This window comes from Streptomyces sp. NBRC 110035 (assembly GCF_000829695.1).
Taxonomy (GTDB): domain Bacteria; phylum Actinomycetota; class Actinomycetes; order Streptomycetales; family Streptomycetaceae; genus Streptomyces.
Window position 1 is genome coordinate 112,726 of record NZ_BBNN01000035.1, and the last position, 20,726, is coordinate 133,451.

The following is a 20,726-nucleotide window of genomic DNA, read 5'->3' on the forward strand; positions in this document are numbered from 1 at the left end:
CCCCTTCCCCCTCGAGCCCGCCTTCTTCGGAGGGCGGGCTTTCGTCGTTCCGCAACGGGGTAGGAAGTCACCGACGGGATACCGACGAACCGTCGGCAAGGCATTGACTTAGGTAAGCCTAACCATAAAAGATCTGGACTCATGGACTCCTTCTCGACCCTCATCCGCACCGCCTCGCACGAGCAGCACGTGGAGGCGGAGACCTCGACGTTCATGAGCGACCTGCTCGGCGGCCGGCTGGGCATGGACGCGTACGCGCGCTACACCGAGCAGCTGTGGTTCGTCTACGAGGCGCTGGAGTCCGGCGCACAGCGGCTGGCCTCGGACCCGGTGGCCGGCCCGTTCATCCGCCCGGAGCTGCTGCGCCTGCCCTCCCTGGAGCGGGACCTCGCCCACCTGCGGGGCCCCGGGTGGCACACGACGCTGACGGCGCTGCCCGCCACACGGGCGTACGCGGAGCGCGTCGCGCACTGCGCGAGCGCATGGCCGGCGGGCTACATCGCCCACCACTACACCCGCTACCTCGGCGACCTCTCCGGCGGCCAGATCATCCGCGACAGGGCGGAGCGCACCTGGGGCTTCCCGAAGAAGGGCGACGGTGTCCGCTTCTACGTCTTCGAGGAGATATCCAACCCGGCCGCCTTCAAGCGCGAGTACCGCGAACTGCTCGACGGCATCCGGGCGGACGACCTGGAGAAGCAGCGCGTCATCACCGAGTGCAAGCAGGCCTTCGCCCTGAACACCGACGTCTTCCGCGCCCTGGGCGAGGAGTTCCCGCTGTCGGCGTGACGCCCGCCCCGCGGCTCACAGAAACCGCAGCCGCTCCATCGCCCTGCGCAACTCGTCGCTCCAGGCCCGGTACGCGGGAACCTTGCGCAGGGCATCGAGCGCGACCGTCCGCCCCAGCCGTCCGAAGTCCCGCTCCGCGTCGCGCCGCCGGCCGAGTGCCGCCCTCAGCACGGCCTTGGGGAGACCAGCGGACCAGGTTCAACGCTCCAGGAACACCCGTCCCCCGATCTCGGTCCATCCGTACGGCTGTGGTGCCGTGAGGATCTGGGAGCCGGTGCCCTGGGTGATGTTGAGGGCACGTCCCAGCCGGTCGGTGAGGAGGAGGGCGGCGGCGCCGGTCGCCTCGTCCTCGTCGATGCCGTCGTCACGGCCGGGGAAGGCGCGGGCGCGGACCCGGCCGGCGGGCTCGTCCTCCCAGGCCCAGGCGTAGACCCACTCCCCCTTCGGCGGCACGGCCAGGTCGTCGACCTCGGCGGCGGTGGCGTACTGGCGCAGGGTGCGCGGCGGCACCCACTCCGCGCGCGCCTCGATCCAGCAGAACTCCCCGTCCTGCCGGGCGCCCACCAACCCGGCGTGCGTGACCAGCTCGGGGACGTCGAGCAGCCAGGCCGCACCGACGCACGGGTGGCCGGCGAAGGGCAGGCGCAGGGTGGGGGTGTAGATGTCGATCACCCCGCGCTCGGGGTCGTCGACGAACACGGTCTCGCTGAAGCCGAGCTTCTCCGCGAACAGCTGCCGCTCGCTCCGCCCGGGCATGACGGAACCCTCACGGACGACACCGAGTTCGTTGCCGTACCCGCCCCGGGGGCCGCAGAAGACGCGCACCACGTCGTAGTCAGTCACGGGGGCATTCAAGCAGCCCTTGAGTCACTCCGGAAAAGCGCTGACCTGCGGTCCGTTCAGCGCCCGCCCGACCGGCCGGCCGCAGGCGACCTCGAGGCGGCCACCGCGGGCTGCGCGGACTTGGGGCACAGCCCGTTCAGCCCTGCGGAGCGGGGCTGCGCCGCGTCGTTTCCGTGGTGCACGGCCTGTCCGGACGCGCGGGTCACGCCCTCCCCTGGCCCCGAGCAAATCGATGAAGGGGCTGTCGTCCGTCTGCTGTGAGTGGACGGCAGCCCCGGTCGGCGCGTGACGGAGATCAGTCGGGGAGCCGGTCCATGATCCAGGTGCACAGTTCTTCGGTGACGGCCGTGTGCGCGGTGGTCGTGGACGAACAGAGGAAGCCGTCCAGCTCGCTCCGCTCCGGTTCCAGTCCGTTGACGGCCGCGTACAGGTCGTCCTGCTTCTCGATGTCGCAGATCGCTACCGCGCTGACCGAGGGGACGAAGCACACGTCCTCGTGCCGCAGGTCCGCCGTGCCGCCGAGCTTCTTCATCGTGTCGGCGAGGATCCTGTAGGTGTGCAGGGTTCCGCCCGGTGCGCCGTCCAGTTCCGGGAAGCCGCTGGTCGTGATGGTCTTCTCCGCCTTGGGGAACCTGCGGTTGAGGTAGGCGGCCGTCACGTCGTCGCCCTGGGCCTGGGTGTAGAAGGTGGTGCCCGGGTAGATCCGGTCGACCCGCAGCGCGGCTTCGCCGGGCTTCATGTCCGGCAGGCCGACCCCGTCGCCGCGACCGTTGGCCACGGCGATCTTCATCGGAATCTGCGGCCAGCCGCCGAGCCGCTCCAGGTCGGCCAGGAACTCCGTACGCTCCGGGGCGACGCCGATCTTGCCGGTGTCCTTGTCGTAGTGCTGCCACAGCATCTGGCGCGCGGCCGGGCTGTCCATCTGCTTCGCGAAGTCGTTCGGGAACGGGATGAAGTGCGAGAACGCCTGCACGCCGACCGGGATGGAAGCACCGCGGTGCGGGGTGTCGTAGGAGAAGTACAGCGCGGTCCGGTGGTCCATCCGCCGGCGCTCGAGCCTCGCCAGTGCGTAACGGGTGACGAGCCCGCCCATGCTGAAGCCGCCGCCGACCAGGCGGGCGTCGCCCTCCTGCTCGGCGATGGCCCGCATGAGGGCGGCCTCGGCCGCCCGCGCGTTGTCCGGGATCGACGCGCTGCGTTCCTCGAAGCCGAGCAGGATCACGTCCCTGCCGCGGCGGCGCAGCTCGGTGATGAAGGGGTAGCCGCTCTCCAGCCCCTGGTAGAGCACGTCGAGCCTGCTCCGGCCGAGGTTGAAGCCGTCGGCCATGATCACCGGCCGGACGAGACCGCCGCGGTTGCCCTCGCCGGGGAAGACCCAGGCGAAGCCGTTGGGCAGGGCCCACTCGTCGTGCTCCGGCACCTCGATCGGTACGGCGGGTTCGGCGGTCAGCGGATCGCCGAGGGTGAACGTACCGACGTTGGGCTCGGTCGCCTCGGGCATGGACGTCCTCCTTGCGTGGGGGGTGGGTGAGACGACGCCATCATGGGGGCAATTAGGGCACATCGCCCTTATGGCCTGCAGGGTTCACCACATCTGATGGAGCACGCACGGGAAGTGTTTGGGGATGCCCGGCATGTGCCGCGGACCTGTTCGCCCCGCTCGTCCGTTCCCCGTCGATCGCATGCCGAGAAGGCACCACACCTCCGAGGAGAACCACTCGTGCGATCACCTCACCGACGCCCGCGCCGGCCCGCGCCACGGGCGTCGCAGGACCCGGGGGCCCGGGCATCGCGCCCCGGCACACCTTCCGCTTCTCCGCCGGTGCGGCTCTGTCCGGACCGTTCAACGCCGTGCTGCTCGGCCGGCTCGCCCGCACGCTGCGGACGCGGGTAGCGCGCCCGGCCGCCTGAGGCTCCCCTCCCGCCTTCACGGTGGGTGCGCTAGCGTCCTTCGGCATGAGGGGAATCGGGGCGGGATCCGGACTGGCTGCCGCCGTGGCCGCTTCGGGGCTGCTGCTGGTGGGACTGCCCTCGGTGTACCTCCTGACCGCCTACGGCTGCGGCGAGGGAGAGGACCGGCCCGCCGAGGCGTTGGCCGACGAGACGGTCCTGGGTACAGCGCCGGACGGGGCGGACCGGGCGAGCCGCTACCAGGAGTGCGACGACGACCGTTTCGTGGTCGTCGGGACGCGGTACCGGTACGGCGGTTCGCCGAAGACGGCCGTGCGGCACTACCGGGAGGCCGCCCAGGCCGACAGTTGGCGGCCTCGGACCACGGACGGCGGCGAGACCGTGCCCGGCTGCTTCACCAAGTCGGTGGACGGGACGACCGCGTACCTGGGTGTGGAGAGCCCGGAGAAAGACGTTCTCCACGTGGAGATCGTCGCGGATCGTGCGGAGTCGGAATGGTGCTGAGTCCACGATGACCGCCTGACCGAATACCTGGAGGCGCGAGGTGCGCGGAGGCGTACGGCGGACCCTCCTACTCAGGGCCTTCCTCGGTGGCCGCCGTCCGGCCGGCCAGGCGTTCGTAACGCTGTCTGGCTGCCTGGGGGGTGCCGAGGCCGAGGCCGAAGGCGATCTCCTGCCAGGTCATCCCGCGGCCTCGGGCCATCTGGAGGAGGCCGGTCTCCAGTTCGTCCAGCTCTCCCCGGACCAGCGGCACGAGGCTCAGCGCGGCCGTGACGTCGGCCCGGTCCACCTCCGGTTCCCCGTCGTCCAACTGCGCGGCTCCGCTGAGCAGGAACGACACCAGCCTGACGGCCTCGTGCGGGCCGAGGACCGAGGGGTGGACCTGCCTGCGGCGCTGCTCGTCGGTGGCCGCGTGCCGCTCGGCGATGCGGAAGAGGGACGCGTGGACGCGCTGTGCCCGCGCCTGCTCCGGCTGCGGGGGCGTGAAGGGGTCGGGGCGTCGTTCGGAAGTCGGCGGCATGGGACAAGGGTGAGGCACCACACAGTCACATGTCAACGAGTCGCTTTAAACAACTCGTTCAAACGACCTGTGCGACTAGTCACCCCGAGAACCGGGCCTCGGACATGCGAGGTCGGCTCCTCTTCGCGCAGGATCCCGGTGGCGCGCGTGATCACCAGGATGGAGTCCGTCCGAAGCACTGCCCCCTGGAAAGCAGGAGAACCCGTACATGAATGCCCATCACCATGCCCGTATCGCCGTTGCCTCCGCGTTGTTGGCCGGGCTGGCTCTCGGCCCCCTGGCCGGGGTGGCCGCCGCCCATCCCCCCGGGACAGCTTCCGCGGCGGCCGTCCCGTCCGTCGGAGTCGCCCCTGACCCCGCCGGTCCCGACGTCGGCGCTCTGGAGAAAGCCCTCACCGGGCTCCCGACGGGGACGTCTCGGCCGCTCTCGTCCGGGTCGGCGGCAAGGGGAGTTGGGCGGGGGCCCCCGGGGTGCGGAATCTGCGGACCGGGGCCCCGGCTCTGGGGCAAGACGGGATCCCGGTCCGGCTACCACACGGTTCTGGCCGCGACCCGGGACCTGTCCCGGACGGTGGTGTACTCGGTGAACGCCGAGAGCACCCGGGAGGACGGCTTCCCGCTCGTCGCCCGGTTCGCCCTGCCTGCCTTCAACCGTTAGACCGTGGGGACAGGGAAGGGCGCCCCCTCTGCCGAGGGGGAGCCCTTCCCTGTCACGCCGTCACGTCACCGCGCTCCGGCTCACTCCATCGTCGAACGGCGCCTGCGCATCACGAAGACCGCTGCCGCGCCCGCCGCGACCGCTGCCGCCGCGGCGCCGCCGATGGCCGCGACCGGGGTGTTCGAACCGGTGCTGGCCAGGGCGCCGTTCAGGCCGCCCGTGGTGGAGCCGGTCGTCGAGCCGGTGGTGCCCGTGCCACCCGTACCGCTGCCGCCGGTGCCGCCCGGAAGGTCGGCGTCGTCACTCACGGCGACCGACAGGTCGACGGGGTCGAGGGCCGTGCCAGCGGTGTAGAAGTCGCCGAAGGCCTCCGCGCCGGCCTCGGTGAGGGTGGCGGCGACGTCGTTGACGGTGATGACGTCGTCCTTGGCGGTCAGCCCGGGCGACTTCGCCTTCAGCGTGGCCAGGACCACATCCTGCGACTCCTCGCCCAGGCTGTCGACGTCGGCGGACAGCCTGCCCGTGCCGCCGTCGAGGGTCGCCTTCAGGTCGGTCAGGGTGAGGTCGAGGCCGTACGCGCCGCCGCTCTCCTCGTGGCCCTTGAAGTTCACCGCGCCCTCGAAGGAGGCGTTGAGGGTGCCCTCGTCCGTGTCGTAGGCGCCGGACGCGTCGGCGAAGGTGAAGGCGCCGTTGCCGGAGGCCTGGGACGCGCCGTCGGACGCGGTGACCCTGCCCTTGGCGACCGGGCCCACCACATACGTGCGGAAGGACTCCTTCACGCCCCAGCCGAGGGTGCCGTCGGCTATCCCGCCCTTGGCCGGCGCGGGGGTTGGGGCGTCGGAGGTGGTGGACGCCGACGGGGACGGGTACTGCGACGGGGACGAGGGCTCGTCCGTCGGCTCGTCCGTCTCCTCCGGCGAGGTGGGCTCGTCCGTGGGGTCGGCCGTCGGCTCGGGTTCGGTGGGCTCGGGGTCCGTGGGCTCGGGGTCCGTGGGCTCGGGGTCCGTGGGCTCGGGGTCCGTGGGCTCGGGGTCCGTGGGCTCGGGGTCCGTGGGCTCGGGGTCCGTGGGCTCGGGGTCCGTGGGCGTCGGCTCGGTCTTCTGGACGACCGTCAGCGGGTCGCCGGCCGCGCCCGCGTAGCTCGCGCTGCCGAAGACCTCCCCGGCCTCCTCGGTCAGCCGGGTCGCCATGTCCGTCATCGCGCGGGTGACGGTGACGGTCGCGAGCGGTACGTCGTCCTCGGTCTCGCCGCCCCGGGTCACGTCGGCGGTGATCTCGGCGGCCGCACTGTCGAACCTGACGTCGGAGAGGGTGAGGGCGAAGCCGTGCGCCGTGGACTCGATCGCCAGCGCGCCCTCGAAGCCGAGGTCGACCGTGTGCGCGGTGGAGTCGTAGCTGCCGATGCCGTTCACGAAGGTGAAGGCACCGTTGCCGTCGGCCTGGGTGGCACCGCCCGCGGGGGTGAAGGTGCCCTTCGCGAAGGTGGCGACGTAGGTGCGGTACGACTCCTTGATGCCCCAGGTCAGCTCGTAGCCGCTGAGCGGGACTTCGGCCGCCGCGGCGGAGGTCGCGCCGGTGAGGGCGGTGGCGCCGAGGGCGGCGGCCGTGGCCACGGCGGCGGCGACGGCGGTGGGGCGGCGGCGTCTTACGGGCATGGTCGGGTTTCTCCTTGGGATCGATCGGTTCAGTGGCGCTGCGAGGTGCTCTGCTGGGTGTCCTGCGAGGTGCCCTGCAGGGTTGCGGTGTCCGCGGCCGGTTGTGCGCGGCGCCTGCGGACGAGGAACGCGGCCACTGCGGCGAGCGCCGACAGGAGTCCGGCCGCGAGGGCGAGGGGGAGGAGGGGGAGGCCGCCGCCGTCGTCCTGCACCGTGCTCGCGACGGGCTCTGCGGACGGGCCGGTCGCGGCCTCGGGTGAGGCGGTCTCGGGTGAGGCGGTCTCGGGCGTCGGGGTGCTGCCGAGGTCGGGGAGGGCGGGGAGTCCGGCGTCGTCGGTGAGCGCGACGGCCAGGGAGACGGGGTCCATCGCGGTGCCCTCGGGATACATCCCGCCGAACGCCTCGGCGCCGTCGGCGGTGAGCTTCGCGGGTGCCTCGGTGAGCCGGGCCAGGCCGTCCTCCGCCTTGAGGTCCTTCGCCGCGAAGGTGACCAGAGGAGCGTTTCTCGCGCTGTGGTCCGGGCTCCTCACATCGGCGTACAGGGTGCCCCTGTCGTTCTCGACGGTGACGCGTACGGCACTGAGCCGCAGGTCGAGGCCGTGCCCGCCGGTGAAGCGGACCGTGCCGTCGAAGGCGGCGGTCAGGTCGCCGTCCTCGAACGTGCCCTCGCCGCCCGGGAAGCGGTAGAGGGCACCGCCGTCGAGGGCGCCCGAGGAGAGGGTCCACCTGCCCTGGGCGATGTCGCCGGTGACGTACTCGCGGTAGGTGCGGCGCACGCCCCAGTCGACGGCGCCGTCGGTCAGCTCGGTCCTCTCCTCGGTGGCCGGCTTCTTCTTCGATGTCTCCTTCGGCGCGGGCGACGTCGGCTCCGGCGTGTTCGGCGGCCGGCCGGCCGCCGCCTGCTGCACGTCCGCCGAGAGGCTGACCGGGTCCAGTGCGGTGCCGGCGGTGTAGTACCCGGCGAAGGACCGGGCGCCCTGGGCGGTGAGGGTGGCGGGCAGGTTGTCGAGGACGACGGAGGTGCCGCCGCCGCGCATGTCGATGCCGCCGAGGGAGAGGGAGGCGAAGGGCACCTGACGGGACGTCGTGACCGCCCCGGTGCCCCTCGCCCTGCTCACGACGTCCACGTGGAGCGTGCCCGAGGAGCCGGAGATGCTCACGGTGGGCGAGCTGATGGTGAGGTCGAGCTGGTGGCCGCCGGATTCCGTGCCGTGCCCGAGGAAGCGCACTCCGCCGGAGAAGGAGGCGCGGAAGGTGCCCTCGTCCCCGTCGTAGCCGCCGGCCGCCGAGTGGAAGCGGAATCCGCCGCCGCCGACGGTGGCCGCGCCGCCGGTGAGGGAGAAACTCCCCTTCGCGACGGGCCCGGTGACGTAGCTCTGGAAGGACGACTTGATGCCCCAGTCGAGCCGCCCGCCCTGGACGGTGCGGTTCTCGGCGTGCGCGGTGGCGGCCGGGAGGAGGGCCCCCAGGAGGGCCCCCAGGACGGCCGCGCACAGCACGGTCACCAGAGCGCGTGGGCGGGTGGGCATGGGGGATCCTCCGGGTGACGACCAGTAGAAAGTGAGGTAAGGCTAACCTAAGCTGCACCACAGGCACCATCCGCAGTGACGAGAGGAACGGACGAACCGTGCGACGCTTGCGCACCGAACTGGCGGGAGCACTGCTGTCCGTGCTCGCCCTCACCCTCACCACGACCGCCTGCGGAGGACCCTCCGGAACGCAGGGCACCGAAGCGAGGGCGGAGGGCGCGGACGGCTCTTCGCGGGGCTCTCGGAACGCCTCCCCGGTCTCCGACCGCCTGGAACCCCTCGCCGGCACCCGGAGCCCCGAACTCCCGGTCACCGTCCGCTCCGCCGACGGCAGGAAGGTGACCGTCGAGCGGGCCGACCGGCTCGTGCCGCTCTCCGGCAGCCTCGGCGAGATCGTGTTCACCCTCGGCCTCGGGGACCGGGTCGTCGCCCGCGACGTCACCACCACCTTCGAGGAGGCCGCCGAACTTCCCGTCGTCACCAGGGGACATGACGTCTCCGCGGAGAGCGTGCTGTCCCTGCGCCCCGACCTGGTGATCGCCGAGGGCACGTCCGGACCGGCCGAGGCGATGGACCAGATCCGCGCCGCCGGCGTCCGGGTCCTGGTCGTCGACCCGGCGGCCGGCCTCGGCGACGTCGGCCCGCGTATCCGGTCCGTCGCCGACGCGTTGGGCGTACCGGACGCGGGCAGGGAACTGACCAGCCGCTCCGAGCAGCGGATCGACGCCGTCGGCGACGCGGTCCCGGACGAGGGCCCCCGGCCCCGGGTCGCCTTCCTCTACCTGCGCGGCTCCGCCTCCGTGTACCTCATCGGCGGCAGGGGCTCGGGCGCGACCTCACTGATCGAGGCCGCCGGTGCGGTCGACGCCGGTGCCGACTCCGGGCTGGAGAAGGACTTCACCGCGATCACCAGTGAGGCACTGGTGAAGGCGGCACCCGACGCGATTCTCGTCATGGCCGAGGGACTCGAGTCCGTCGGCGGTGTGGACGGACTGGTCGAGATCCCCGGTGTGGCACAGACCCCGGCCGGGATGGACAGGCGGATCATCTCCGTCGAGGACGGTGTGCTCCTCAACTACGGTCCCCGTACGGACCAGGTGCTCACGTCGGTCGTCGAGCAACTCTACGACACGGACACGGACACGGACACGGGCGCGGACACGGACGGTGCCGCGTGACGCTCCTGGAGAAGCCCGCACGCCCGGAACCGGAACGGCGGCCGGAACCGGAGCCGGCTCCCCCACCCCCGTCCACCGCCGCCCCCTCCCCCGTGAAGCCCCGGCGACGGCGCACCACCGCCTGCCTGCTGACCGCCGGGCTCGTCGCCGGCCTGCTGGTCCTGGTGCCCGTGGCCGCCGCGACCGGCGCCTACCACGTGCCCGTCGGTGACGTCCTCACCTCGATCCAGCGCCGGCTCGGGCTCGGTGGCGCGGAGTTGGACCGGGTCGCCGAGTCGGTGCTGTGGAACGTGCGGTTCCCGCGGATCGTGCTCGCGCTGCTCGTCGGCGCCTCGCTGGGCTGCGCGGGCGCCCTGATGCAAGGTGTGTTCGGCAACCCGCTCGCCGAACCGGGCGTCATCGGCGTCTCCTCCGGCGCTGCGGTGGGCGCGGTCGGGGCGATCGCGCTCGGGCTCGATTTCGCCGGCAACTGGACGGTGTCGGTCCTGGCGTTCGCCGCCGGTCTCGTCACCGTGCTGCTCGTGTACGTGATGTCCCGCTCGGGCGGACGTACCGAGGTGGTGACACTGATCCTCACCGGTATCGCGGTGAACGCCTTCGCGGGCGCGCTGATCGGGCTGTTCCTCTTCTTCGCCGACACCGCCGCCGTCAACCAGATCACCTTCTGGCAGCTGGGTTCGCTGTCCCAGGCGACCTGGCCGAAGGTCCTCGCCGTCCTGCCGTGCGCGGTCCTGGGTCTGGCCGTGGCTCCGTCGTACGCGCGCCGGCTGGACCTGCTGGCGCTCGGCGAACGGCCCGCCCGGCACCTGGGCGTGGACGTGGAGCGGCTGCGGATCGTCCTCGTGCTGATCATCGCGCTGCTGACCGCGGCGGCCGTGAGCGTCTCCGGGGTCGTCGGGTTCGTGGGTCTGGTCGTCCCGCACCTGCTGCGGATGGCGGCCGGTCCCGGGCACCGGTTCCTGCTGCCGGGCAGCGCGCTGCTCGGTGCGCTGGTCCTGCTCGCCGCCGACCTGACGGCCCGTACGATCGCCGAGCCCGCCGAACTTCCCCTCGGTGTCCTCACGGCGCTGATCGGCAGCCCGTTCTTCTTCTGGCTGCTGCGCCGTACCCGCCGCAAGCAAGGAGGCTGGGCGTGATCCGCCTGCGTCACCGTCCCGTCCCACCGCCCGCCCCCGAGCCCGGTGACGTCCTCGCCGAGACGGCGGGGCTGTCCGTCAGGCTCGGCGCCCGTGAGGTGCTCACGGAGGTGGACGTCACCGTCCGGGCCGGGGAACTGCTGGCCCTGGCCGGGCCCAACGGGGCGGGCAAGTCGACGCTGTTGAGCGTCCTCGCCGCCGATCTTCCGCCCACCGCAGGGGCGGTACGGATCCACGGGCGCCCGGCTTCGGCCTGGTCCGCGCCTGAACTCGCTCTGCGCCGTGCGGTGTTGCCTCAGTCGGCATCGCTGTCGTTTCCCTTCACGGTGGAGGACGTGGTCCGGATGGGCCGGGCGCCCTGGGCCTCGGCCGCCTCGGCCTCCTCGGCCCGCCCCGACGACGACGCGGCCGTGGCCGAGGCGATGGCCGCGACCGAGGTGACCGGCTTCGCCGCGCGCCCGTTCTCCGCGCTCAGCGGCGGCGAGCGGGCCCGGGCCGCCCTCGCCCGGGTGCTCGCCCAGCGCGCTCCCCTGCTGCTGCTCGACGAGCCGACCGCCGCGCTCGACCTCCGGCACCAGGAGCTGGTGCTGCGGCTGTGCCGTGCACGGGCGCTCGCCGGGGACGCGGTGGTGGTCGTCCTGCACGATCTGGGGCTCGCCGCCGCCTACGCGCACCGGGTCGCCGTCCTGCGCGCCGGCGAGGTGGCGGCCGACGGGCCGCCGGAGGCGGTCTTCTCCGGGGAACTGCTGTCCGAGGTGTACGGCCAGCCGGTCGAGGTGCTCCCGCATCCCCGGACGGGCGCGGTCCTGGTCCTCCCGACCAGGGACGGCTGACACCGGCCGTCATGCACCCCTCCGTCCCCTCGCCCTCCAGCCCTCTCACCTGGGCGGGTTCCGCGCCGGGTCACGGTGTGGCCGCTGTACCCGGTCCCGGCGTTCGCGCCGCACCCCGCCCCGGTAGGGTTCGGCTCGGGGAAGGGGAAGGTGAAGGATCCGGATGAGCAGGTGTCTCGGCCTTCGAAGGCTCCGCGGGTTCCACGGGCCCCACGGGTTCGACCGGAGCGTGCTGATCGCGGCCGCCTCGGTGGCCGCTCTGTCGCTGACGGCAAGCGGCTGCGTGGTGGTGCACGGTGAGCGGGAGGTGCTTCCGGCCACCACCCGCGCCGAGGCGGCCACGGCACTCCAGGAGTTCACGGCCGCCTACAACAAGGCCGACAAGGCGTACGACAGTTCCCTGGACGCCGACCACACCACCGGCGCGCTGGCCGACATCGACACGGCGCGGCTGACGGCCGGGAAGGCCGACAGCCCGGACGGCAATCCCCGGCACGCGCCGCTGAAGCTGACCGACGCGAAGTTCACCATCCCCAAGAAGGCCGGCTGGCCCCGCTGGTTCCTCGCGGACGCGGCCGGCAACAAGGGCGGCGACTCCCGCTGGCTGCTGGTGTTCACGCGCAGCGGGCTGGACGAGACCTGGCAGGCGGCGTACCTGACGCTGGTCGCCCCGGACGAGATACCCGGGTTCGCGGTGGACGAGGACGGCTGGGCCGAGGCGGTGCCCGCGAACGCGACCGACGTGGCCGTACCGCCCGGCGAGTTGAGCGCGGCGTACGCGAGCTATCTGAAGGACGGCGAGGACGGTGGCAGCGCCGCCTTCGCCGAGGGGCCGCACACCAGCGCGTGGCGGGCGCTGCGGACGAAGCAGTCGGCCCGGCCGGGGCTGGCCACGCAGTACATCGACGAGCCGATGGCGAACGGCGACTACGCGCCGCTGGCGCTGCGTACCGAGGACGGCGGGGCGCTGGTCTTCTTCACCACGCGCCACTTCGAGAGGCAGACGGCCGCCGCCGGGACGTCCGTGCCGACGCCGAACAAGGACGTACTGGCGCTGACCACCGGCGAGATACGGCGGACCCTGACGATGGAGTTCGTGTCCAACGAGGTGGCTCTGGCCCCGGGCGACGTCGGCGGTGGCGACGGCGAGGTGGAGATCCTGGGGCGGATCCAGGGACTGACGTCGGCGAAGGGCGAGTAGCGCGTCCGCCGCCGTCGCCGCCCTGCGGCGCGACCGGACCGCGGGGGGGCCGGGGTGTCGCGGCGGGTCAGCGGCGCGAGGGCCAGGCCGAGGCGGCCGCCTGGTCGGGGTGCTCGCCGACGTGGCGGGCGCAGGCGTCGGTGAGGTATTCCAGCAGGCTCAACGGGTCGGGCAGCGGATGCTCGGGGCCGCGGAGCCAGTGCACCGACCGGCTGTCGTCGCCGGGCAGCCGCGCGGGCGGCACCAGGACGTACGAACCGCGGCAGTGCCAGCGCAGGCCCGGATGCTCGTCCATCGTCTCGGGGTGGCAGTCCAGCTCGCACGGCCACCACTCGTCCTCGTCCTCGGGGGTGCCCCGGGTAAGAGTGAAGAACAGCATGCGGCCGTCGTCGCTCTGCGCGACGGGACCGACCTCGACCCCCGCCTCCAGCAGGCGCTCCCACGCCTCGTGACCGGCTTCGAGGGGCACGTCGAGTACGTCGTGCACCATGCCGGTCGCGGTGATGAAGTTGGCCTGCGGCTGGTGGCGGGCCCAGCGCTCGATCTGGGAACGGTCGGTGGTGGACTGCGACTGCCAGGCGAACGAGACGGGGTGCCGGGCGGGAGTGGGACAGCCGACGCGGTCGCAGGAACAGCCGTATCCGGCCGGGTGGGCGGCGGGCGCGAGCGGGAGTCCCGCACCGGCGGCGGCCAGCAGCAGGGCCTCGCGGCCGCCTTCGTCGACGGCCGGTTCCGGGCGGCGCCCGCGCAGCCACCGGGAGAGTTTGCCCTGCCTGCCGGCCCTGCCGCCGAACTCCGCGCTCATCTAGCTCCTCGCCTCGCCGTCGTGCTCCACAGCATGCCCCATGGTCTCACCATCCTGCGCCTCCGGGGGCCGGAGCCCGCAATCGGCGCAGCCGGGACAAGCGGGGCCCGGACGTGACGAGGGGTGCCCCACGGGGCGAAAGGTATGCCCGCAGGTGCACTCGCCCTTCGGCGCCGGGCCCGGTCAGCGGGGTGCGATGCCGCCCAGGGCGTAGTCGACGAGGGTGTCGGTGTACTCGTAGGAGATCGGCCCGGTGTACTGCAGCCAGCGCTGGGCGAGTGGTGAGACGAACAGTTCCAGGGCGATGCGCGGGTCGATCCCGGGGCGGACGTCGCCCGCCTCCTGCGCGGAGCGCAGCCGGTCGACGTAGAGCTGGAGCGAGGGTTCCAGCAGCTTGGCGACGAGCCTCCGGCCGAGCTCCTCGTTGACGACGCCCTCGGCTGCCAGGGCGCGGGAGGGCGCCTCGAACGCCGGGTTGCGCAGCTCGTCGACCGTGGCGCGCAGGACGGACTTGAGGTCGGCGGCGAGGTCCCCGGTGTCGGGGATGCCCTGGCCCTGCGGCCCTCCTTGCCCGTCCTCGACGGTCCCGCGCTCCTCCGCGGCGGTGCGGGCGGTCTGCTCGCCGAGGTCGAGGAAGGCCTCCAGCAGGACGTCCGCCTTCGACGGCCACCACCGGTAGATCGTCTGCTTGCCGACGCCGGCCCGGGCGGCGATGCCCTCGATCGTGGTCTTCGGGTAGCCGACCTCCACGACCAGGGCGATGGCCGCGTCGTAGATGGAGCGGCGGGAGCGCTCGCTGCGGCGGGTGGAGTCGGGGGACGAGGAGCTGTTCGAGGCCATGTCTCGAATGTACCAAGTTGACAAGACGATACGTCTCGCCTGAGAGTGGGGGCAAGCGAGACGATACGTATCGTCACATGTTCGAAGAAGGGAGATCACCATGTCCCGAGGCGGATCCGGAAACATGCTGGGCGTCGGCGGCACCCGGCAGCACCTCGGCCGCGAGGCCCTGCGCGGCGGCGGCCGCGGCGGACGCATCGGCGGCGGGCTCGACGCCCGGGCCCGGAAGCGCGAACTGCTGCGCAGGCTCCAGGAGCGACGGGAGCAGGAACAGCAGCAGGAACAGCACCGGGAAGGAGGTGACGGAGAGCCCGGGAACCGGTCCTGAACCGGGCCCGGCGCCCTGCGCCGGAGATCCGTCGGCACAAGCGGGCGAGGGAGTCGAGGATCCCTTCGGCGGTCTCGGGCCGGACGAACGGCTCGGGACCTTCGCTCCGGTCCTTGACCCAGCGGCGGATGCCGGCTTCGAGGGTCTGTGCGTTTTCGTGGGCGCCGCGGCGGATCATCCGGTCGGCCGGGAAGCCGAACCACCGCTCGGCCTGGTTGGTCCAGGAGGAGCCGGCCGGACGTGACCACGACCGCTTTCCGTCCGATCAACGCCGATGGCGGGCGGCCGGCCCGGCCGGGGCTCGCCAACGAGGCCGTCCGGCGGTCGGCGAGGAACCGTCGCCGCCACTTGCGGACGGTGTCGGCGGCCACCCGCAGATCCCGGGCGACCGCCACGACCGGCGGCACCTCCGTACCCGCGCACGCGGGCACGATCCGCGCGCGCAGGGCCAGTGCCTGGGCCGATGTCGCCCGACGCGTCCACCGCTCCGACACCGCCCGCCCACCGGCGGACAACAGCAGCGGTTCCGGTTTCGGGCCCTGACGAGGAACTGACGCACCAGCAGGAGACGTCACGTCGCACCCATGGATCAACCACTGGCACAGGAAACCGTCTGGAAGACCGCTGAAGATCTTCTAGGCGTTCGCGGTCTCGTCCGGGTGGAGGGCGTCCAGGATGAGGGTGAGGCCGAAGGTGAACTCGTCGGCGTAGTCGTAGCCGGGCTCGAGGACGTGCCCGGTGGCCAGTTCGGTGAGGTGGGGGTAGGTGTCGGCGGGCATGTCGCGCAGGATGGCGCCTGCGACCTCGTCCAGCTCCGCCGCGCCCGTGAACGGCAGGCTCAGCTCCTGGAGCACGAAGCCGTACAGGTAGCTGTCGATCAGCGAGATGGCGTGCGCGGTCATGGGGACGGAGAACCCTCCGGCGCGCAACGCCCCGATGACGGCGTCGTGGTGGCGCAGGGTCGCGGGGCCGGGCCGGGAGCGGGAGTCCATGAGGCCGATGGCCCACCGGTGGCGCCGGAGGACGGCACGGGCGGAGGCCGCGCGATGACGCATGGCACTTTTCCAGTCCGTGTCGCGCGGCGGCAGGTCGATCTCGCCGAACACCGCGTCCACCATGCCGTCGAGGATGTCCTCCCGGCCCGCCACGTGGTGGTAGAGCGACATCGCCTCGACTCCCAGCGGTTCGGCGACGGCCCGCATGGTGAGCGCGGCCGACCCCTTCTCGTCCGCCACCGCCACCGCCGCACGAATCACGCGCTCGCGACTGAGCGGGGTGCGCGCCGACGCCCCGCGCCGGCGCTTGCCTCCCTCACGCATCCGCCCCTCCTGTTCGCCCCCCTTGACTGCCTTACGGTGTAAGTCTAGCGTGCCTTACAACATAAGGTAAGCGTTCCGGTGAAAGGGCTGTGCCATGGGTACGGATCGTGTGAAGAAGGTCTGCGTCGTCGGGGCTTCGGGGAAGCTCGGGCAGTACATGGTCGGGCACGCACTGGAACGCGGTTACGAGGTGGTCGGCGTGTGCCGGGAGCGCAGCGTGCCGAAACTGGCCGGGTTCGAAGGCCGGATGACCGTCGTTCCCGGACCCACGAACGACCCGGAGGTGATCCGGCGGGCGGTCGCCGGGTGCGACGGGGTGCTGACGGTCCTGGTGCCCTGGGGTGTACAGCAGTACGCGTCGGGCACGGCACAGGCGGTGCTCGACCATGCACGGCCGGGCGCCCGCCTGGTCTTCTCCTGCGGCTGGCACATCACGCGCGACGGCAAGGACAAGTACTCGCGGATGTTCACCATGGGCGTCCGGATCGCCGCCGCGCTGGGCAAGCTCGTCCGCGCCGTCGAGATCGACGACCAGGTGGAGGCGTGCCGACGGGTGTTCGCCAGCGACACCCGGTGGACCGTGGTGCGCGGCAGCAGCCTGGAGGAAGGTGAAAGCCAGGGTCTACCGGTGTGGAGCCGGCACGTGGGCGATCCGGTACTGGCCGGCGACCTGACGCGCCGGGTGGACTTCGCGCTGTTCATGGTGGAAGCCCTCACCGACGACACGCTCGTCCAGGAGGCCCCCGCGATCGTCGGCTGCCGAACTCCCAGCGCCCTCGCCCATACCGGCGGCTCTCACAGCCTCCCGGGACAGAACACCTAATACGCCTCGCCGGCCGGCGGCGGCCAGGGGGCGCCCCAGTCGGTGTCCCGGGCCGCCCGGTACAGGTCGCCGTGGCGTTTGGTGACGGTGGTGCGGCGCAGGGCCTGGTCCGTCTCGCAGAGGTCGAGGAGGACCTGGCCCTTGCGGATCTGCGGCTTGCGGACGACGCGGGCGGGGGCGGGGTGCACCGGCAGGCGGGTGGCGGCGACGTAGCTGAACTTCTCGTCCTCGTAGGCGAGGGAGCCGCCCTTGACCTGGCGGTGCAGCGAGGAACGGCTGACCCGCGCCGAGAAGTGGCACCAGTCCGTGCCGGGGACGATCGGGCAGGCGGCACTGTGCGGGCAGGGGGCGGCGACCCGGAGACCGGCCCGGATCAGCCGGTCGCGGGCCTCGATGACCCGGGCGTAGCCGTCGGGGGTGCCGGGTTCGACGATCACGACGGACCGGGCGGCACCGGCGGCGGCGTCGACGAGGGCGGTGCGGTCGGCGCCGGTCAGTTCGTTGAGGACGTAGGAGACGGTGACGAGGTCGGCGGGCTCGAGGGTGAGCGCGGCGCCGATCCGGGAGCCCTGCCAGCGGGTGTCCGCGAGGGCGGGGTGGGCGGCGGCGAGTTCCCGGCCGAGGGCGAGGGCGGGCTCGGCCCAGTCGAGGACGGTCACCGGCCGCTTCCCGTCCCAGGTGGCGCTCGCCGCCCAGGCCGCGGCGCCGGTTCCGCCGCCGAGGTCGAGGTGGTCGCCGGGCGTCCAGCCGGGCACCGCGTCGGCGAACGCCGTCAGCGCGGACCGTACGGCCTCGAAGGTGGCGGGCATCCGGTACGCGGCGTACGCGACGACGTCCGCGCGGTCGCGCAGGATGGGCGCCGCGGTCGGGGTGGCACCCCGGTAGGTGGCGATCAGCCGCTCGACGGCCTGCGCCGCCTGCCGCGGCGGAAGCCCGTCGAGCAGCCCGGCGAGCGCGCCGCGCAGGGTGGCGGCGGGAGAGCCGGGCGAGACGGGAGCGGGGGCGTTCACCTCGCGATTCTACGGCGCGGGCGGACGGCCCCCGCCACCGGCCACGACACCGCACCCACTCCACCGCGGCGGCCGTCGCCGGGAAGAGTCCCGGGAGCGGGACGAACGCCCGCGGAAGGACGGGGCCCACGCCGGGACCGGATTCGAGCACGTCGGCGGTCTTGCCACGACGGTGCGCCGGCCGCCGCGTCGGCCGCCCCGGCCCGGCGGGCGCCGCCCGTCCGTGGGGCGCCCCTCACTTCCCCCGGACCGCGCGGGCCACCCGCGTGGCCGCCGTCGCGCGGGGGCCGTTGGACGGGGCCGGCGGGCGGCGGGGGTGCACGGTGTTGGCGAGGAGGACGAGGTAGGTGCCGGTGGCGCGGTCCAGCACCAGGGAGGTGCCGGTGAAGCCGGTGTGGCCGGCCGCGCCCCGCCCGGCCAGCTCCCCCATGAACCACGGCTGGTCCACGGCGAAGCCCAGGCCGGGCGGGGCGAGAAGCAGGTCCACGCAGTCGGGGCCGAGGATGCGGGCGGGACCGTACGAGCCGCCCGCCAGCAGGGCGCGGCAGAAGACCGCCAGGTCGGGGCCGGTGGAGAAGAGACCGGCGTGGCCCGCGACACCGCCGAGCGCCCAGGCGTTCTCGTCGTGCACCTCGCCCCGCAGCATGCCCCGGTCCGCCTTGGCCCAGGGCCGCCGCTGGTCCTCGGTGGCCGCCGCGCCCGGGCACGGGCCGAAGCCGGTCGCGGTCATGCCGAGCGGCCGGGTGATGCCGTCGCGGACGAGCGTGTCGAGGGCGTGGCCGGTGAGGCGCTCCAGGAGGTGCTGGAGCAGCAGCATGTTCAGGTCGGAGTAGCAGTACGTGCCGGGCCCCCCGATCGGCCGCTCCGCGCGGAGCCGGGCCAGGCGCTCGGCGTCGTCGGCGCAGTCGTACAGCGGGATTTCGGGGCGCAGCCCGGAGGTGTGGGTGAGCAGCTGCCGGACGGTGACGCCGTGCCGTACGGCCGCCGGGAAGTCCGGCAGGTACGCGCCCACCCGGGCGTCGATGCCCAGGGTGCCGCGCTCGATCTGCTGGACGGCGGCCACCGAGGTGAACAGTTTGGTCAGGGACGCCAGGTCGAAGGGGGTGTCCACGGTCATCGGCACGCGGTCGCCGGGCGGCAGTTCCACCGCGGCCCCGGTCCGCTCGTCGTACGCCGCGTACCGTACGGCCCAGCCCGCCGCCTCCCGCACGGCGAGCACCGGGCCCCGGCCGGCGACCACGACGGCGCCGGCGGCCCAGGGGTGTTCCCCGGCGGTGCGGGCGCGGACCTCGCGGACGAGGGCGGCGAGTTCGCGGGGGTCGAGCCCGGCCCGCTCCGGTGTCCCGTGGCGCAGTCTCGGTGCGCTCAGCTGTCCGCCTCCGCTCTCCCGGTACCACGGGTTCCGTCGGTTCCGTCGGCTGTACTGCTTCCGCCGGGTCCGCCGGGTCCTCCGGCCGCGCGGGGACGCAGGGTGATTCCGTCGTCCGCGGCCGTGCGCCCGCGCCAGGGGCGGCACATTCCCAGGAAGCAGGCCGATGCCACCAGGGCCGCGGTCAGTTGGACGACGCCCATCGGAACGGCGGTGTCCTCGCCCGCGATCCCGACCAGCGGGGAGGCGATGGCACCGATGAGGAAGGACGACGTGCCGAGCAGGGCGGACGCGGAGCCCGCGGAGTGCTTGACGCGCATCAGGGCGAGCGCCTGGGTGTTGGGCATGGTGATGCCCATGGCGGACATCAGCACGAACAGCGCGACGGCCATCGGCGCCAGCCCGACGTCCCCGAACACGCCCAGCGCCATCAGCAGCACCGCGGTCGAGGCGGTCACGACGACGGCGAGCCCGAGGCCGAGCACCCGGTCCAGCCGGACCCTGCCGACCAGCACCTTGCCGTTGATCTGGCCCATGACCACCAGGCCCACCGAGTTGACCCCGAACAGCAGGCTGAACGTCTGCGGGGAGGCCCCGTAGATCTCCTGGACGACGAACGGGGAGGCGGCGACGTAGGCGAAGAGGCAGGCGAAGGCGAAGCCGCCGGTGAGGACGTAGCCGCTGAAGGCCCGGTCGGCGAGCAGCCTGCGCATCGAACCCAGCGCCTCCCCGATCCCGCCGCGATGCCGTTCGGCGGGCTTCAGCGTCTCCGGCAGCTTCGCCCACACCACGGCCGCCATCAGGACGCCGAGGGCGGTGAGGACGACGAAGACGCCCCGCCAGTCCGTGACCCGCAGCACCTGCCCGCCGATGATCGGGGCGATGATCGGGGCGACGCCGGAGACCAGCATGAGGGTGGAGAAGAAGCGGGCCATGGCCACGCCGTCGTACAGGTCACGGGCCACCGCCCGCGCGATGACGATGCCGGCCGCGCCCGAGAGGCCCTGGGCCAGCCGGAAGGCGATGAGGAGTTCCACGCTGGGCGCGATCGCGCACAGCGCGGTGGCGACGATGTAGGCGGCGAGGCCGACGAGCAGCGGCCTGCGGCGCCCCCACCGGTCGCTCATCGGTCCCACCACCAGCTGTCCGAGCGCCATACCGGCCAGGCAGGCGGTGAGGGTGAGCTGGACGGTGGACGCGGTCGACCCCAGCGACCGGGTGACCTCGGGGAGCGCGGGGAGGTACATGTCCATCGCCAGCGGGGCGGTGGCGGTCAGGCTGCCCAGGATGAGCGTGAGCAGGAGGGTCGCCCGGGTCGCCGCGGTCACCCGTACCGGGGCCCCCGGGTTCCCGCGGGGGCTCCCCCTGCCCGCGGTGGCTGTCGCAGTGGCCGTGCCCGGCGCCGTACTCGATGTCGTGGTGGATGTGGACGCCCCGCCCTCGGGCATGTGGCCCCTCCCTCTCTGGTGTGCAGGCTC

21 protein-coding genes are annotated in these 20,726 nt (G+C 73.1%); 9 read left to right on the forward strand and 12 right to left on the reverse strand.

What is annotated here, in order from left to right:
• The first annotated feature begins 141 nt into the window (after positions 1-141).
• A complete protein-coding gene (locus TU30_RS24320) occupies positions 142-789 on the forward strand; it encodes a heme oxygenase (biliverdin-producing) (RefSeq protein ID WP_042173562.1) in 648 nt (215 codons plus the stop codon).
• Between the two features lie 15 nt (positions 790-804).
• Here TU30_RS24320 and TU30_RS36130 read toward each other — a convergent pair whose 3' ends face one another.
• The 3 genes from TU30_RS36130 to TU30_RS24330 all read right to left on the reverse strand — a co-directional run bounded on the left by TU30_RS36130 (position 805) and on the right by TU30_RS24330 (position 3,133).
• Complete coding sequence (locus TU30_RS36130) at positions 805-960, reverse strand: hypothetical protein (protein ID WP_158719358.1); 156 nt, start codon at positions 958-960, stop codon at positions 805-807.
• A 27-nt stretch (positions 961-987) separates the two neighbouring features.
• The gene (locus tag TU30_RS24325) at positions 988-1,632 is read right to left on the reverse strand and encodes a PhzF family phenazine biosynthesis protein (protein ID WP_042173564.1); all 645 of its coding nucleotides are present in this window, start codon (positions 1,630-1,632) and stop codon (positions 988-990) included.
• Between the two features lie 295 nt (positions 1,633-1,927).
• Positions 1,928-3,133 carry a triacylglycerol lipase gene (locus TU30_RS24330; RefSeq protein WP_042173566.1) on the reverse strand — a complete coding sequence of 402 codons (1,206 nt, stop codon included), beginning with the start codon at positions 3,131-3,133 and terminating at the stop codon, positions 1,928-1,930.
• A 455-nt stretch (positions 3,134-3,588) separates the two neighbouring features.
• Between TU30_RS24330 and TU30_RS24335 the strand changes: the two genes are divergently transcribed.
• On the forward strand, positions 3,589-4,047 hold the full coding sequence (locus tag TU30_RS24335; RefSeq protein WP_234307974.1) for a hypothetical protein: 459 nt from the start codon (positions 3,589-3,591) through the stop codon (positions 4,045-4,047).
• A 67-nt stretch (positions 4,048-4,114) separates the two neighbouring features.
• Here TU30_RS24335 and TU30_RS24340 read toward each other — a convergent pair whose 3' ends face one another.
• The 3 genes from TU30_RS24340 to TU30_RS24350 form a co-directional block, all read right to left on the reverse strand.
• The gene (locus tag TU30_RS24340) at positions 4,115-4,564 is read right to left on the reverse strand and encodes a hypothetical protein (RefSeq protein ID WP_042173568.1); all 450 of its coding nucleotides are present in this window, start codon (positions 4,562-4,564) and stop codon (positions 4,115-4,117) included.
• Between the two features lie 738 nt (positions 4,565-5,302).
• Positions 5,303-6,877 (reverse strand): HtaA domain-containing protein, encoded by a 1,575-nt coding sequence (locus tag TU30_RS24345; protein WP_042173570.1) that lies wholly within the window; start codon positions 6,875-6,877, stop codon positions 5,303-5,305.
• Between the two features lie 29 nt (positions 6,878-6,906).
• Positions 6,907-8,406: an HtaA domain-containing protein gene (locus tag TU30_RS24350; RefSeq protein ID WP_042173572.1), complete on the reverse strand. Its 1,500-nt coding sequence runs from the start codon at positions 8,404-8,406 to the stop codon at positions 6,907-6,909.
• A 107-nt stretch (positions 8,407-8,513) separates the two neighbouring features.
• Here TU30_RS24350 and TU30_RS24355 point away from each other — a divergent pair, with 107 nt between their 5' ends.
• From TU30_RS24355 to TU30_RS24370, 4 genes are all read left to right on the forward strand, one after another.
• A complete protein-coding gene (locus TU30_RS24355) occupies positions 8,514-9,584 on the forward strand; it encodes an ABC transporter substrate-binding protein (RefSeq protein ID WP_078878479.1) in 1,071 nt (356 codons plus the stop codon).
• A gap of 92 nt (positions 9,585-9,676) precedes the next feature.
• Positions 9,677-10,720, forward strand: coding sequence for an iron ABC transporter permease (locus TU30_RS24360; protein ID WP_042173644.1), 1,044 nt, complete (start codon positions 9,677-9,679; stop codon positions 10,718-10,720).
• Positions 10,717-11,553: a heme ABC transporter ATP-binding protein gene (locus TU30_RS24365; protein ID WP_199816891.1), complete on the forward strand. Its 837-nt coding sequence runs from the start codon at positions 10,717-10,719 to the stop codon at positions 11,551-11,553. Before TU30_RS24360 ends, TU30_RS24365 begins: the two co-directional genes overlap by 4 nt.
• A gap of 163 nt (positions 11,554-11,716) precedes the next feature.
• Positions 11,717-12,754: a hypothetical protein gene (locus TU30_RS24370; protein WP_199816892.1), complete on the forward strand. Its 1,038-nt coding sequence runs from the start codon at positions 11,717-11,719 to the stop codon at positions 12,752-12,754.
• A 67-nt stretch (positions 12,755-12,821) separates the two neighbouring features.
• Here the strand turns inward: TU30_RS24370 and TU30_RS24375 are convergent, their stop codons facing one another.
• Both TU30_RS24375 and TU30_RS24380 read right to left on the reverse strand, forming a co-directional pair.
• Positions 12,822-13,559, reverse strand: coding sequence for a bifunctional DNA primase/polymerase (locus TU30_RS24375; protein ID WP_042173575.1), 738 nt, complete (start codon positions 13,557-13,559; stop codon positions 12,822-12,824).
• Between the two features lie 183 nt (positions 13,560-13,742).
• The gene (locus TU30_RS24380) at positions 13,743-14,399 is read right to left on the reverse strand and encodes a TetR/AcrR family transcriptional regulator (RefSeq protein ID WP_042173577.1); all 657 of its coding nucleotides are present in this window, start codon (positions 14,397-14,399) and stop codon (positions 13,743-13,745) included.
• Positions 14,400-14,499: 100 nt separating this feature from the next.
• On the opposite strand from TU30_RS24380, the gene TU30_RS24385 reads away from it, so the two are divergent.
• Together TU30_RS24385 and TU30_RS36135 are read left to right on the forward strand one after the other, a co-directional pair.
• On the forward strand, positions 14,500-14,727 hold the full coding sequence (locus TU30_RS24385; protein ID WP_042173579.1) for a DUF6243 family protein: 228 nt from the start codon (positions 14,500-14,502) through the stop codon (positions 14,725-14,727).
• Between the two features lie 240 nt (positions 14,728-14,967).
• Entirely contained in the window at positions 14,968-15,270 is a 303-nt protein-coding gene (locus TU30_RS36135) for a hypothetical protein (protein ID WP_042173580.1), read from the forward strand.
• 92 nt (positions 15,271-15,362) lie between these two features.
• Here the strand turns inward: TU30_RS36135 and TU30_RS24395 are convergent, their stop codons facing one another.
• Positions 15,363-16,046, reverse strand: coding sequence for a TetR/AcrR family transcriptional regulator (locus TU30_RS24395; RefSeq protein WP_042173582.1), 684 nt, complete (start codon positions 16,044-16,046; stop codon positions 15,363-15,365).
• A 94-nt stretch (positions 16,047-16,140) separates the two neighbouring features.
• Here TU30_RS24395 and TU30_RS24400 point away from each other — a divergent pair, with 94 nt between their 5' ends.
• Positions 16,141-16,869: an NAD(P)-dependent oxidoreductase gene (locus tag TU30_RS24400; RefSeq protein WP_042173584.1), complete on the forward strand. Its 729-nt coding sequence runs from the start codon at positions 16,141-16,143 to the stop codon at positions 16,867-16,869.
• Here TU30_RS24400 and TU30_RS24405 read toward each other — a convergent pair.
• The 3 genes from TU30_RS24405 to TU30_RS24415 all read right to left on the reverse strand — a co-directional run bounded on the left by TU30_RS24405 (position 16,866) and on the right by TU30_RS24415 (position 20,696).
• Positions 16,866-17,879 (reverse strand): small ribosomal subunit Rsm22 family protein, encoded by a 1,014-nt coding sequence (locus tag TU30_RS24405; RefSeq protein ID WP_042173586.1) that lies wholly within the window; start codon positions 17,877-17,879, stop codon positions 16,866-16,868. The genes TU30_RS24400 and TU30_RS24405 overlap by 4 nt on opposite strands.
• Before the next feature lie 235 nt (positions 17,880-18,114).
• Positions 18,115-19,233, reverse strand: coding sequence for a serine hydrolase (locus TU30_RS24410; protein WP_042173651.1), 1,119 nt, complete (start codon positions 19,231-19,233; stop codon positions 18,115-18,117).
• 11 nt (positions 19,234-19,244) lie between these two features.
• A complete protein-coding gene (locus tag TU30_RS24415) occupies positions 19,245-20,696 on the reverse strand; it encodes a multidrug effflux MFS transporter (RefSeq protein ID WP_078878481.1) in 1,452 nt (483 codons plus the stop codon).
• Positions 20,697-20,726 lie beyond the last annotated feature (30 nt).

Excerpts from the sequence above, each read along its gene's own strand:
- TU30_RS24385 (WP_042173579.1), top strand. The coding sequence starts at position 14,500 with ATGTCCCGAGGCGGATCCGGAAACATGCTGGGCGTCGGCGGCACCCGG.
- TU30_RS24335 (WP_234307974.1), top strand. The coding sequence starts at position 3,589 with ATGAGGGGAATCGGGGCGGGATCCGGACTGGCTGCCGCCGTGGCCGCT.
- TU30_RS24330 (WP_042173566.1), bottom strand. The coding sequence starts at position 3,133 with ATGCCCGAGGCGACCGAGCCCAACGTCGGTACGTTCACCCTCGGCGAT.
- TU30_RS24340 (WP_042173568.1), bottom strand. The coding sequence starts at position 4,564 with ATGCCGCCGACTTCCGAACGACGCCCCGACCCCTTCACGCCCCCGCAG.
- TU30_RS24350 (WP_042173572.1), bottom strand. The coding sequence starts at position 8,406 with ATGCCCACCCGCCCACGCGCTCTGGTGACCGTGCTGTGCGCGGCCGTC.
- TU30_RS24345 (WP_042173570.1), bottom strand. The coding sequence starts at position 6,877 with ATGCCCGTAAGACGCCGCCGCCCCACCGCCGTCGCCGCCGCCGTGGCC.
- TU30_RS24370 (WP_199816892.1), top strand. The coding sequence starts at position 11,717 with ATGAGCAGGTGTCTCGGCCTTCGAAGGCTCCGCGGGTTCCACGGGCCC.
- TU30_RS24400 (WP_042173584.1), top strand. The coding sequence starts at position 16,141 with ATGGGTACGGATCGTGTGAAGAAGGTCTGCGTCGTCGGGGCTTCGGGG.
- TU30_RS24395 (WP_042173582.1), bottom strand. The coding sequence starts at position 16,046 with ATGCGTGAGGGAGGCAAGCGCCGGCGCGGGGCGTCGGCGCGCACCCCG.
- TU30_RS24380 (WP_042173577.1), bottom strand. The coding sequence starts at position 14,399 with ATGGCCTCGAACAGCTCCTCGTCCCCCGACTCCACCCGCCGCAGCGAG.
- TU30_RS24320 (WP_042173562.1), top strand. The coding sequence starts at position 142 with ATGGACTCCTTCTCGACCCTCATCCGCACCGCCTCGCACGAGCAGCAC.
- TU30_RS24375 (WP_042173575.1), bottom strand. The coding sequence starts at position 13,559 with ATGAGCGCGGAGTTCGGCGGCAGGGCCGGCAGGCAGGGCAAACTCTCC.
- TU30_RS24415 (WP_078878481.1), bottom strand. The coding sequence starts at position 20,696 with ATGCCCGAGGGCGGGGCGTCCACATCCACCACGACATCGAGTACGGCG.